Annotated in this window: 11 protein-coding genes; 10 read left to right on the forward strand and 1 reads right to left on the reverse strand. The window is 37.0% G+C overall.

Annotated features, from left to right (window positions below):
• Window positions 1-235: 235 nt before the first annotated feature.
• The 10 genes from BLT15_RS12265 (at window position 236) to BLT15_RS12310 (ending at window position 12,281) form a co-directional block, all read left to right on the forward strand.
• Window positions 236-1,480 carry an ABC transporter substrate-binding protein gene (locus tag BLT15_RS12265; RefSeq protein WP_089762235.1) on the forward strand — a complete coding sequence of 415 codons (1,245 nt, stop codon included), beginning with the start codon at window positions 236-238 and terminating at the stop codon, window positions 1,478-1,480.
• 97 nt (window positions 1,481-1,577) lie between these two features.
• Window positions 1,578-2,459 carry a carbohydrate ABC transporter permease gene (locus tag BLT15_RS12270; protein WP_089762237.1) on the forward strand — a complete coding sequence of 294 codons (882 nt, stop codon included), beginning with the start codon at window positions 1,578-1,580 and terminating at the stop codon, window positions 2,457-2,459.
• A 5-nt stretch (window positions 2,460-2,464) separates the two neighbouring features.
• On the forward strand, window positions 2,465-3,304 hold the full coding sequence (locus tag BLT15_RS12275; RefSeq protein WP_089762240.1) for a carbohydrate ABC transporter permease: 840 nt from the start codon (window positions 2,465-2,467) through the stop codon (window positions 3,302-3,304).
• Between the two features lie 787 nt (window positions 3,305-4,091).
• Entirely contained in the window at window positions 4,092-5,135 is a 1,044-nt protein-coding gene (gene uxuA / locus BLT15_RS12280; RefSeq protein ID WP_089762243.1) for a mannonate dehydratase, read from the forward strand.
• Between the two features lie 21 nt (window positions 5,136-5,156).
• Window positions 5,157-6,008, forward strand: a complete 852-nt coding sequence (locus BLT15_RS12285) for an SDR family oxidoreductase (RefSeq protein WP_089762246.1) — start codon at window positions 5,157-5,159, stop codon at window positions 6,006-6,008.
• A 480-nt stretch (window positions 6,009-6,488) separates the two neighbouring features.
• Window positions 6,489-8,018 carry a tagaturonate reductase gene (locus BLT15_RS12290; protein ID WP_234985622.1) on the forward strand — a complete coding sequence of 510 codons (1,530 nt, stop codon included), beginning with the start codon at window positions 6,489-6,491 and terminating at the stop codon, window positions 8,016-8,018.
• A gap of 5 nt (window positions 8,019-8,023) precedes the next feature.
• Complete coding sequence (locus BLT15_RS12295) at window positions 8,024-9,532, forward strand: UxaA family hydrolase (RefSeq protein ID WP_089762250.1); 1,509 nt, start codon at window positions 8,024-8,026, stop codon at window positions 9,530-9,532.
• A 43-nt stretch (window positions 9,533-9,575) separates the two neighbouring features.
• Entirely contained in the window at window positions 9,576-10,223 is a 648-nt protein-coding gene (locus BLT15_RS12300; protein ID WP_089762252.1) for a bifunctional 2-keto-4-hydroxyglutarate aldolase/2-keto-3-deoxy-6-phosphogluconate aldolase, read from the forward strand.
• Between the two features lie 48 nt (window positions 10,224-10,271).
• A complete protein-coding gene (locus tag BLT15_RS12305) occupies window positions 10,272-11,294 on the forward strand; it encodes a sugar kinase (protein ID WP_089762255.1) in 1,023 nt (340 codons plus the stop codon).
• 192 nt (window positions 11,295-11,486) lie between these two features.
• Window positions 11,487-12,281, forward strand: coding sequence for an IclR family transcriptional regulator (locus tag BLT15_RS12310; RefSeq protein ID WP_089762257.1), 795 nt, complete (start codon window positions 11,487-11,489; stop codon window positions 12,279-12,281).
• A 12-nt stretch (window positions 12,282-12,293) separates the two neighbouring features.
• On the opposite strand, the gene BLT15_RS12315 is transcribed toward BLT15_RS12310, so the two are convergent.
• Entirely contained in the window at window positions 12,294-12,725 is a 432-nt protein-coding gene (locus BLT15_RS12315) for a hypothetical protein (RefSeq protein ID WP_089762259.1), read from the reverse strand.
• Window positions 12,726-12,777: the final 52 nt, after the last annotated feature.

A 12,777-nucleotide genomic window follows, 5' to 3' on the forward strand; every position in this document is an offset into this window, starting at 1 on the left:
TTTCATCAGGGGGTTAACCCCCTGATGAACCAGTCAACACCGTACAACCACGTCTAACCGCGGAACAGGGCGGACAAATGTCCTAAGTGTAAATTTTAAAAAAAGGAGGTGATTGTAAAACGTTTGAAAAATTAGTCGTTATGCTAGGATACAGATTATAATTCTCGAAAGATCTGTTAAGTAATTGTTAAAAAATAATAACTAATTTAATTTCCAAAAAAGGAGGTTGAATTTTATGAAAAAAAGAGGTTTCTTTTTAGTTATTTTAGCTGTTACTTTGACTTTAGTCATGACAATGAATACTGGTTTTGCAGAAGCGGTAGAACTTGAAGTATGGGGGGTTAGAGATGAATATAGAATCGATACTGAAGAATGGAATGAAAAACATCCTGATATTGAGATAAATTATGAAGTAATTCCTTGGGAGGAAACTTTGGACCAATTAATTATGGGAGCAGCTACAGATAGAACTCCAGATATAATGGTGCTCGATAGACCTTGGGTTCCAGTTTTAGCAGGTTTAGGACATTTACATCCAGTTGAAGAAGCTTTAGATGATTTTTGGAGTGAAGAGGAAATAGATGATTTCTTTGATGAAAGTTGGGAATTTGGTAGTTATCAAGGCACCCAATATGCAGTTCCTTTTGCTCATGCAGGCACAGCGCTTTATTACCGGGTGGACTGGTTTGAGGAACATGGTATTGAAGAGCCTGAAACGTGGGATGATGTTATTGAAGCAGGCCAAATACTAAGCGAGGAGAAGGATGTGCATGGCTTAACTACTAGAGGAGCAAGAGATGATGGAACGGTCCAAAGATGGCTTCCTGTTTATAGATCCTTCGGCGGAGAATTTGAAGACGATATACCAATATTAAATTCTGAAGCAGGAATTAATTCTTTGGAAATGTATCAGGATTTAGTTTTTGAGCACAACATTATGTCTGAAGATGTTGTGGCATTTGGAAGCTCTGAAGCCAGAGGTTTATTCCAAGCTGGCGATGCTGCTATGTCAATAATAATGACTCATATTGCCCATGCAACTGAAGAAGCAGGATTGGAATATGGAGAAAACTTTGAAATGACTAATGTTCCCGTACCAGAAAAAAACATGGAAGCCAAACCGGTAAGTACAGGTTTTCAATGGGCTGTTCATGCAAATACTGATCATCCGGAAGAAGCCTTTAAATACGTAAATTATTTGACTAGACCTGAAGCTTCCTTGGAATTTAATATAGATTACATGGAATCAGTCAGAAAAAGTGTTTATGATTTTGAAGAATATCAAGAAGCAAAACCTTGGAATGATTTAATCACGGAGCAACTGGAAACAACCGTTCCTATACCTGGAGTAGCTGAGTGGATGGATGTTTCAGAATCTATCCAACTTGCTTTACAGGAAGTTATGGGAAATCCCGAAGCAGATCCAGCTGCAGTGGCAGAAGAATATCAGCAACAAATTGATGATGCTTTAGGGAGATAAAATAGATTAGGTTGACTCTTTTCATGTAAGCCCCCTTTTTCTGAGTTTCAGAAAAAGGGGGCTTAATTGTAATAATTTTACAAGGAGGAAATTGTAGATGTTCGAAGACTATAATATAAAAAAAGTAAAATTTGCTTATAAATTAATTCTTCCTGGTTTGCTCTGGATAGCCTTGATGCTTGGTATCCCGCTCGCCTATGCTTTTTATCAAAGTTTTTTCGAGGTCAGCGCTTTATTACCTGAAGACACATTTATAGGATTGGAAAATTATATTACAGCTTTTAAAGATACAGTTGTACAACAAAGTTTTTTGCGAACAATAGTTTTTGTATTTTTTACTTTGACACTTTCTTTTGCCACGGGGATGATTTCTGCACTTTTATTGAATAGGAAAATTACTGGCAAAAAGTTATTTAGAGCATGTTTGTTAATACCTTTTATGGTATCCGGCGTTGCTGTTGGGGTTAGCTGGCAATGGATATTCACTTCTGATTTAGGTGTTTTAAATAATTTTTTGAGATTTTTAGGGATTTCTCCCGTAAGCTGGCTGGCTCAGCCTAATATGGCTATGTTTTCAGTAATAGTGGCTAACACTTGGAGATTTTATCCTTTTGCTTTTATTATTTTATTAGCAGGTATGCAGCAAATTGAAGATATGTATTATGAATCTGCAAAGATTGATGGTGCAAATCGCTGGCAGAGATTTGTTCATATTACACTGCCTATGTTAAAACCTCAAATTAATATTACTTTAATATATTTATCTTTCGCTTGTTTTAATCAATTTGATACAATTTACTCCCTCACAGGAGGAGGGCCTGGAGAAGCAACAGAAGTCTTGGCATTAAATATGTACCGCACCGCTTTTTCACGTTTTGATTGGGGTTATGGCTCTGCCTTAGCTATCTTACTCTTTCTTATGAATGCTGTTTTAAGTTTGGTTTATAATAAATTTTTAGAATCAGAAGAAAGGGCGTGAGAAGCATGAATGAAAAGTTATACCGCAAACTAAGCAATAGAGTTTTAGACTTATTAACTTTTATTTTTGTCGGATTTGCTATTTTCCCATTTATATGGGCTTTATCTACTTCTTTTAAATATATTGAAGAGATATATCAAATTCCTCCTTCTATTTTACCTGAAAAATTTTCTCTGCACAATTATAGTGTTATTTTTGAACAAATGCCATTTCTGAGATTTGCATTTAATAGTCTTTTAATAACATTTGCTACTATAGTCATTACAGTGATTTTAAGTTTGCTTGGAGGGTATGCTTTTTCACGATTTAGATTCCCTTTTAAATACATTCTTCTGATGTTAATTTTAATACCGAGAATAATCCCCAGTATAACCAGGGTTATTCCTTTATACCAATTGTTTTCAGAGATTGGCTTGCTTGATTCCTATTTAGGGCTCATTCTTCCATACGTTGCAGATGCTACACCTATTGGCATTTGGGTTTTAATGGGTTTTTTTGATGGAATTCCAAAATCTATTGATGAACAAGCGTTGGTGGATGGTTGTTCAAAATTAGAAGCTTTAATTAAAGTGATTGTCCCGCTAACAAAACCAGGCATGATTTCTGTGGCTTTGTTTGCCTTCATCAGATCTTGGAACGAATTTATAATAGCATTAACATTTATGAGAGGGGAAATGATGACTCTACCTGTAGGCCATTATAGAGTTTTTGAATTTTTTGGCATAAGACATTGGGGAGCTATAAATGCATACACAATAATAGTTGTTATTCCAATAGTTTTATTTTTCATATTTTTTGAGCGAGAAATGATTAGGGGAATGACAGCTGGGTCCGTAAAGGGGTGATTATTTAAAAAAATAAGCATTTGGATCTAATTTGGTTCAAATTCAAAACGAACCAATATATAGGCAAATAAATAATTAAGATACGAAAGGTTATCTTAACTTCAATTTTATAAATATAATATATAATATATGGAAATTATAGATTTTAAACTTACACTTATTGACATTTGTTCACCCTATTGAGCAGTTAGGCTTAACTATACGTTGGTTCATAAGGGGGTTAACACAATCGACAAAAAATATTAAACTTCAATTCTAATTTTCTTTTTTCTTTTGACTTGATAATGAAATGATGAATAACAAAATAATTTTTAGTATACAAAGACAGCATCTTTAATCACATTATATCAAATGACATTAACATCGAGGGATATCAAGATGTTGTTCAGCAGCTGATTACAATGTGGAAATGGTGAGCAGCCATATTCGCGCAAACCATAAAGTTTAAGTTTATGACCGGGTGGTTGTACTTTGCGATAGGGAGCAATTTATACAACCCCTCTGATTAACGTTCACATGTTGTTCGAGTATGTGATAAATATTTCTGCAAAAGGTTTAATTTATTCTTGGCTAACAGGTAAAGAGCTGCAAAAAAACAGTGAAGTTTGGCGCTGCCACCTCGGCGCTAAAACAATCAATTCTTTGATCCTTCAATCATATGGCTTTAGAAGAGATTGAAGCAATAGCTGAACTCCTGCTTCTGGCAGGGTTAAAAGATAAGTAATATCCCCTTTCCTTTTTAGATGCCCCAGGAAGGAAAATATTCTCTAGCTAAGGAGGGAGAGTGATGAAACTTAGTTTTAGATGGTTTGGAGAAGATGATAAAATTTCCCTTGAAGAAATAAGACAGATACCGGGTATGAAAGGAATTGTGACCTCTTTATATAATATTCCCTCCGGTAAGACTTGGCCCAGCAGGAAAATATCCAATTTGGTAAATGAAATTGAAAAAAATGGCCTAAAGCTCACGGCTATTGAAAGTGTCCCAGTCCATGAAGATATAAAAATGGGCAAATCAACCAGAGACAAATATATCGAAAATTATAAAAAAACCATCAGAAATCTGGGAAGAGAAGGGATTGAAGTAGTTACATACAATTTTATGCCAGTTTTTGATTGGACCAGATCTAAGTTAGATCACAAATTACAGGATAGTTCAGAAGCTCTTATATTTGAAAGCAGTAAGGTTGAAAAGATGGATCCTGTGGAGGGTGATCTGGATTTACCTGGTTGGGATATTACTCATAGAAAAGAAGAGATAGAAAAATTAATGTCCGAGTATAAAGTTATGAATGAAGAAAAACTTTGGGATAATCTGGAATATTTTCTAAAAAATATAGTACCAGTTGCTGAAGAAGAAGATGTGTATCTGGCTATTCACCCTGATGATCCCCCGTGGCCTATTTTTGGCCTGCCTCGTATTATCACTGACGGAGATAGTTTGGAGAGGTTAATCAAACTGGTAGATAGCCCACATAACGGCCTGGCAATATGTTCAGGGTCTTTGGGAGCGGATCCCGATAATGATCTTCCCGAAATCATTAGAGAATTTGGAGGAAAGGGTAGGATACATTTTGCTCATATGAGAAACATTGAGATTACAGGCGAAAAATGTTTTGAAGAAAGAGCTCATTTAAGCAGTGAAGGAAGTCTGGATATGGTGGAAATTTTAAAGGCTTATCATGATGTTGGTTTTAACGGTCCGATGAGGCCAGATCATGGTAGAATGATATGGGGAGAAACAGGCAAACCAGGATATGGGTTATATGATAGAGCTCTGGGAGCTACTTATCTTAATGGCATATGGGAAGCTCTCGAGAAAGCTAAATAATTTTATTTAGGAGGCAAAATCATGAAACTTCCGTTTAAAATTGATCTATCCGAAAGAAATTGCGTAGTTACAGGAGGTGCTGGAGTTCTCTGCAGCACATTTTCTAAAGCCTTAGCACAGTGTGGGGCTAATGTTATAATACTTGACGTAGCAGCAGAAAAAGCAGCAGAAGTAGCTAAGACAATAAAAGAAAATGGAGGCAAAGCTAAAGCAATCAAAACAGATATCCTAGATGAAAAAAGTTTGTTGAATGCAAAAAAAGAGATTATTAGAGAGTATGGCATTCCAGATATACTAATTAATGGGGCAGGAGGAAATCATCCAAAAGGAACCACAACAAATGAATTTTTTGAGAGAAAAGATTTACAAAAAGAAGAGGTTAAAACATTTTTTGATCTCGAAAGAGAAGGTATAGAATTTGTATTCAACTTAAACTTTCTGGGAACTTTTTTGACGACCCAGATTTTTGCAGAAGATATGACTAAAAAGGATGATGCTGTCATAATAAATATATCTTCGATGAATTCTTTCACCCCTCTAACAAAAATACCAGCTTATAGTGCGGCCAAAGCTGCAATTAGTAATTTTACTGAATGGCTGGCAGTACATTTTTCCCGGGAAAATTTAAGAGTGAATGCACTTGCACCGGGATTTTTTCTAACAGAACAGAACAAAGAATTGCTGCTAGATGAAGAAGGAAATTATACTGAGCGAGCGGAAAAAATAATTTCCCAGACTCCTTTGGAGCGGTTTGGCGAAAAAGAGGAATTGATCGGCACTTTACTATGGCTGGTTGGAAACAATTCAGCTGGCTTTGTTAACGGTAATGTGGTGCCGATTGATGGAGGTTTTTCTGCTTATTCCGGTGTTTAACCATGAATAAGTTAAATCAGAATGAATAATCTAACCTGTTCAACCAATAAATACGAACTTCTCTAATAACCATGATAAGTTCATTCCAATATATCATCATTCATTTTAGGCAATAAAATAAAAGTAATAAAAAGAAAGTAAATTTAAAGACAGGGACAATTTAAATCTTAATTGTGTATAAAAAAGGCGGATGAATATCAGTCGTCAAAAACTATTTACAAAAAGCTAAAGAGATAATTGTTCACCCTCGGAAACTATAAATAATATATGATGGCAAAGAATTGGTTGACATAAATTATTTTAGTTAGATTTTTTTACAAAAACCCTAAATTACATTAAGTTTGCAATTTATGTCTCTAGAGTGTCAAAAAATTTTATTCCTAAATATTATCTTTTTACCCACGGCAAGTATAATTGTGTTTTTAAAAACAAGCAAGATATTGGCAATTTAATCTAGTCTTCAAACTGGGGGCTGATACTTTGTTCCGACTTAATAGACAGAATTTAGAGGAAAAATTGCTGGGAAAAAGCGAATTAGCAGATTTCCCCGCAGAAATCCTCGATTATCCCGAAAGAGTACTGCAAATTGGTGAAGGTAATTTCTTGAGAGCTTTCTTCAATTGGATGCTTCATGAGATGAATAAAAAAGGTATTTTTAAAGGACGGGCAGCGGTAATACAGCCTATACCTCCTGGAAAAGTTTCTGATTTAAATGAGCAGGATGATCTTTATACTTTGCTGTTAAGAGGTATTCAAGAGGGGGAAGAAATTGATAGACGAGAAATTATTACCTCAATCAGCAGAGGTTTGGAATCACATCAGGAATGGGATGAGGTTTTATCTCTGGCAGAAAATCCTGATATTGATATTGTCGTTTCCAATACCACCGAAGCGGGGATAGCCTACAATCCTGAGGATGATTTAAATGACAACCCTCCTGATTCTTATCCGGGAAAATTGACCGCTTATCTAAAGCGACGTTATGATTATTTTTCCGGAGATAGAGATAAAGGAATGTTAATCGTTCCTGTAGAGCTTATTAACAGGAATGGGGATGAATTAAAAAGAATTATCTTTAAGCTGGCCAATGATTGGAATTTATCAGCTGATTTCAAAAACTGGCTGGAAGAAGCAAATACATTTTTAAACACTCTTGTGGATAGAATTGTTCCCGGATATCCTGAAGATGAGGCTAAAGAAATAGAACAGGAACTTGGTTACAGGGATAGAAATATGACTGCTGGAGAAGCTTTTCATCTGTGGATTATAGAAGGAGATGAAAAGCATAAAAAGAAACTCCCCTTTCATAAAGCCGGGCTTAATGTAAAATGGGTGGATAATATGGATCCATATAGAACAAGAAAGGTGAGAATTCTAAACGGTGCTCACACTTCTACAGTTCCTGTTGCTTATCTATCCGGCATAGACCTGGTAAGAGAAGCGGTTAATGATGAAGTTGTGGCGAAATTTATAGAAAAAAGCATCTTTGAAGAGATTATCCCCACTTTAGATTTTGATAATGAAGAACTTGAAAGCTTTGCAAATAAGATTTTGGAGAGATTTGAAAATCCTTTCATTGATCATGAGTGGCTCGATATTTCACTTAATTCTACTTCAAAGTTTAAAACAAGAGTGCTGCCTTCACTTTTAAAATATCAGGATAAATTTAATGAATTACCGACAAATCTGGTCTTTTCGCTGTCAGCTTTGATTAAATTTTATAAAGGGAAAAGAATTGAAAAGGGAAAGTTAATCGCTACAAGAAAAGGAGAGGAATATGCAATTAAGGACGAAAATAAATCTTTAGAATTTTTTCTTTCAATCTGGTCCCGATTTAAAGAAGGCAAAATATCAAGATATGAATTAGTTCAGGAAACCTTAAGCAATAAAGATTTTTGGGAACAGGATCTTACTGCTATACCCGGTTTGGTAGAACTTACCGAATCATATTTAAATAAAATTGAAGAAAATGGTATGAAGACCACTCTCAAATCAATTTTGCAGGGTTGATAAAAATGGGAAAAAATATTATTAAAATTTCAGAAAACGACAATGTTGCTGTAGCACTTGAAAATTTAAAGCAAAAAGAGAAAATATTCATCGGAGAAAAAGAAATTAATATCAAAGAAGAAATTCCTCAGGGGCATAAAGTTTCATTGGCCGACATATCACCGGGAGAAAAAATTATTAAATATGGCCATTCAATTGGAGTAGCTTCTAAAGATATCACCAAAGGAAAATGGGTTCATACTCATAATATGGAAACCTCTTTAAAAGGAAAAATAGATTATGAATATAATCCAGCCAGCATAGAGGAAAAAGTCTGCCCGGAAGATTCTGGTTTTTATGGTTATGAAAGAGAAAACGGTGAAATTGGGATAAGAAATGAAATCTGGATATTAAACACGGTGGGCTGTATTAACAAGGTTTCTGAAAATATTGCCAGAAAAGCCAAAGAAAAATTCGATGAAAAGATGCAGGAGGCCGGTGTGGATGATATAGTCTTTTTCTCTCATCCTTATGGATGTTCTCAGCTTGGCGGTGATCTTAAAAACACGCAAAACATTTTATCCAGCCTGGTTCAACATCCCAATGCTGCAGGTGTATTAATATGTGGTCTTGGTTGTGAAAATAACACTCTCTCGGATTTTAAGAAATTTTTAGGAGAATACAATAAAAAAAGAATAAAATTTTTAACCTTTCAGGAAGAAAAAGATGAAATAAACGCTTCATTGTCAGAATTGGAAAGCTTAATAGAGTATGCAGGGAATTTTTCACGAAAAGAAGTTCCTCTTAAAAAATTAAATATCGGCTTGAAATGCGGAGGATCTGATAGCTTCTCCGGCATAACGGCAAATCCTTTATTGGGCAGGGTCTCTGATAGACTAATCTCCTGTGATGGAGCTTCAATTCTCAGTGAAGTGCCGGAAATGTTTGGGGCAGAACAGATATTGATGCAGAGAGCTAAAAACAAAGAAGTATTTAATAAAATAGTCGAGATGATAAATGGTTTTAAAGAATATTTTTTAGATCATAATCAAGAAATATATGAAAATCCTTCCCCCGGAAATATTGAAGGAGGAATAACAACTTTAGAAGAAAAATCTCTTGGCAATATAGAAAAAGGTGGCAAAAGTAAAATAGTTGATGGGAAAAATTACGGCGAAAGAATTGATGATATATCAGGGCTGCACTTATTGGAATCTCCCGGTAATGATCTGGTTTCCACTACTGCCCTGGCTGCCGCCGGAGCACATATTGTTTTATTTACTACCGGCCGGGGCACTCCATTTGGGGGACCGGTGCCCACGGTGAAAATATCTACTAATAATTCATTATATAATAAAAAGGAAAATTGGCTGGATTTCAATGCCGGAGAAATTTTGCAGGAAAAAAATTTAGACGGTCTGGAAAAAGAATTATTTGACTATTTGCTTGAAATTGGCAGCGGCCAGAAACGGACCATTAACGAAAAAAATGATTACAGAGAAATTGCAATTTTTAAATCTGGAGTTACCTTATAATCCCTGCTCAAAAACAATTAATAATGAGAATGGGGGCAATAATATGGATAAACAAAAAACTTTATCCATTATCGAAAACACAGGCATAGTTCCAGTTGTTCGAGCTGAAAGTGCTGAACAGGCTATAAAAATTACTGAAGCAGTTAAAGATGGAGGAATAAATGTCATAGAAATTACCATGACGGTCCCGGGGGCAGTTGAAGTTATCAAAGATCTGACTGATAAATATAAAAATGATGAAGAAATGATTTTTGGTGCAGGTTCAGTAATGGACGGAGAGACTGCCAGAAACTGCATTCTGGCTGGGGCAGAGTTTATAGTCGGTCCGGCGCTGGATAAAAGCATGATCGAAGTGGCCAATCGCTACCAAAAACCCGTTATACCCGGAGCTATGACACCGACTGAGGTAAAGAAAGCGCTGGAAGCTGGAGCCGATGTGGTTAAAATATTTCCCGCAACTCTATTTGGCCCCAAAATTATCAAAGCAATAAAAGGTCCGATTCCCCAGGCTGAGCTGCTGCCTACTGGCGGGGTAAGTCACGATAATGTCAAAGACTGGATAGATGCCGGCAGTTTTGCGGTGGCGGCAGGCAGTGCAATAGTTGCAGGTGCAGACGAAGGAGATTATGAACAGGTCAAAGAAAATGCGGAAAAATTTGTGGAGTTAATTGGTGAAGCGAGAAATAGTTAATGCTTTTTAAAAATATTAAATAATTTAATCAGGGGGTATGATTAATTTATGTCCAAAAAAGTGGTAACTTTCGGTGAAATAATGATGCGCTTAACTCCTCCGGAAAATCAACGTTTTATCCAGACCGATGAGTTTAATGTTATTTATGGAGGAGGGGAAGCAAATGTTGCTGTTTCCTGTGCCAATTACGGGCTGGATGCTTACTTCGTAACCAAACTTCCGGAAAATCCTTTCGGTCAGGCAGCGCTAAATGAAGTCCGGCGTTATGGAGTAAAGACAGACTACATTGCCCGCGGCGGTAAAAGACTGGGGAAATATTTCTGTGAAAGTGGTGCCAGTCAGCGTTCTTCCAATGTAATTTATGACAGAGCTCATTCGGCTATAGCTGAGGCTAATTCAGATGATTTTAACTGGGATGAAATATTTTCAGAAGCAGAATGGTATCACGTAACAGGTATCACTCCGGCATTGAGCGAAAAAATGTCTGAAGTAACTATAGAATCGGTCAAGAAAGCTCAGGAATACGATGTGACAGTGAGCTGTGATCTTAATTTTAGATCCAAACTCTGGAGTCAGGAAGAAGCAAAAAGAGTGATGTCCGAGGTTATGGAATATGTAGACGTCTGCATCGCCAATGAAGAGGATGCGGAGATGACTTTTGGCATAGAGAGCGGTTCTGATATTGAATCGGGAGACATAAATATCGAGGGGTACAAAGATGTAGCGCAGCAGTTAATCGATAGATTTGATGTTGATATGGTGGGCAGCCATCTCAGAGTGAGTCATAACGCCTCTGTTAATGATTGGGTGGTAGTTCTTTACGATGGGGAAGAATTTGTCAAGTCCACAGAATATAGAGTTCACATAGTCGATAGAGTCGGAGGCGGAGATTCCTTCGCCGGAGCCTTAATTTATTCGCAGTTGAGCGGAAAAGATCTGCAGGAAACAGTGGAGTTTGGAGCAGCCGCTTCGGCGCTAAAACAATCAATTCCTGGAGATTTCAATCACATGACTTTAGAAGAAGTTGAGGCAATAGCTGAAGGCCCGGCTTCTGGCAGGGTTAAAAGATAGACATAGATATTTTAAAGCCACTCCCCTTCGCGAGCTCAAAAGGGGAGTGGTAAATTTTTAATTGCAATATGAAATTTTACTGACAGGCATTTTGATGTTATAATTTATCAGGGTATAATATTTATTGTGGCAATAAAAACCAATAAATTTTGCAGTTAAAATAATTCATTTACGAACGGAGGGTAAATGAACATGAAGAAAAAAGATAAAAAGCCCGGTCAGCTGGTAAAATCGCTGGATAGAGCTCTGGATATTTTAGAAAGGATAATAGAACATAATAAACCTCTGGGCATAACTGAAATAAGTCAGGGAACAGATCTTCATAAAAGTACAGTCTACAGGCTGGTGGATACTTTATGTTACCGGGGATATTTATCTCAGGATCCGGAGACCGGCAAATATAAAATTGGCATGAAATTTTTTGAGCTGGGCAGCAGAGTGATTAACAATCTCGATCTGCGCACTCAGGCCAAACCCTATCTATACGAACTGGAAGATAAAACTGGCGAAACTGTACATCTGGGTGTGCTGGAAGACACTGAAATGATCTATATCGACAAGGTGGAAAGCCGCCAGACGATTAGAATGGAGTCGCAGGTGGGGAAAAGAGTTCATACTCACAACACTGCTCTGGGCAAGGTTACTCTGGCTAATTTGCCGGAAGAAGAGGTTGATCGGATTATAGAAAAGGCCGGTCTGCCCGAATATACTGAAAATACCATCACAGATAAAGATGTATTGAAAAGGGAACTGGAAAAAATCCAGGAGCAAAATTTTGCCCTGGACGATGAGGAGTCCGAGCTGGGAATAAGATGCATATCTGGCCCGATTTTTGGGCATGAAGGCAAAATAATTGCAGCTTTCAGCATTTCCGGACCAGCCAGCAGAATGACAGATGACAAAATTGAGCAGACGCAGAAAATCGTCAAAGATTACTCTCTGAGCATTTCACGCGCTTTTGGCTACTCTGAATATAATCAATACTAATTGAGATTCAATTTATAGCTGCAGATCTCTAAGCTCAATTGAAATCTCTCCTTCATGAGGAGTTTCCAGCCACAGATCAAGTCGGGCCAGACTATCGGCCTCTTCTGGAACCCCGGTAAAGCTCCAGCTAATATATTTGGATTCATTCCGGGAAATCATTTCGCTCAGTCTAGCTTCATCGCCGGAGGATTTGGTCCAATCACCTATGGTTACTTTTCTGCCCGTCATATCCCTGCGATCATCCTCGTGATCGTAAAAATATCTATTGCCTAAGATAAGCTCCAGCTCAGCATCATCTCTTTTGGCCCGGGCAGTTCCGCTGATGGTTGCTCTCCCATTTGATTTTTCCGCCCGTTCTATCTCAATTTTAAAATTTCTGGTTTCCAGGACTTCAATTGATGTCCTAGGAGGGTGTTGAAAAACCCCCCCATGATTTCCAGGCAAATATCGTCACAATTCTTATCATAATAACTCCCATAAACCCTGTTAATGCAGG

The organism is Halarsenatibacter silvermanii (assembly GCF_900103135.1).
GTDB lineage: Bacteria > Bacillota > Halanaerobiia > Halanaerobiales > Halarsenatibacteraceae > Halarsenatibacter > Halarsenatibacter silvermanii.

Coding starts and splice junctions, on each gene's coding strand:
- BLT15_RS12265 (WP_089762235.1), top strand. CDS start 236: ATGAAAAAAAGAGGTTTCTTTTTAGTTATTTTAGCTGTTACTTTGACT.
- BLT15_RS12270 (WP_089762237.1), top strand. CDS start 1,578: ATGTTCGAAGACTATAATATAAAAAAAGTAAAATTTGCTTATAAATTA.
- BLT15_RS12275 (WP_089762240.1), top strand. CDS start 2,465: ATGAATGAAAAGTTATACCGCAAACTAAGCAATAGAGTTTTAGACTTA.
- uxuA (WP_089762243.1), top strand. CDS start 4,092: ATGAAACTTAGTTTTAGATGGTTTGGAGAAGATGATAAAATTTCCCTT.
- BLT15_RS12285 (WP_089762246.1), top strand. CDS start 5,157: ATGAAACTTCCGTTTAAAATTGATCTATCCGAAAGAAATTGCGTAGTT.
- BLT15_RS12295 (WP_089762250.1), top strand. CDS start 8,024: ATGGGAAAAAATATTATTAAAATTTCAGAAAACGACAATGTTGCTGTA.
- BLT15_RS12300 (WP_089762252.1), top strand. CDS start 9,576: ATGGATAAACAAAAAACTTTATCCATTATCGAAAACACAGGCATAGTT.
- BLT15_RS12305 (WP_089762255.1), top strand. CDS start 10,272: ATGTCCAAAAAAGTGGTAACTTTCGGTGAAATAATGATGCGCTTAACT.
- BLT15_RS12310 (WP_089762257.1), top strand. CDS start 11,487: ATGAAGAAAAAAGATAAAAAGCCCGGTCAGCTGGTAAAATCGCTGGAT.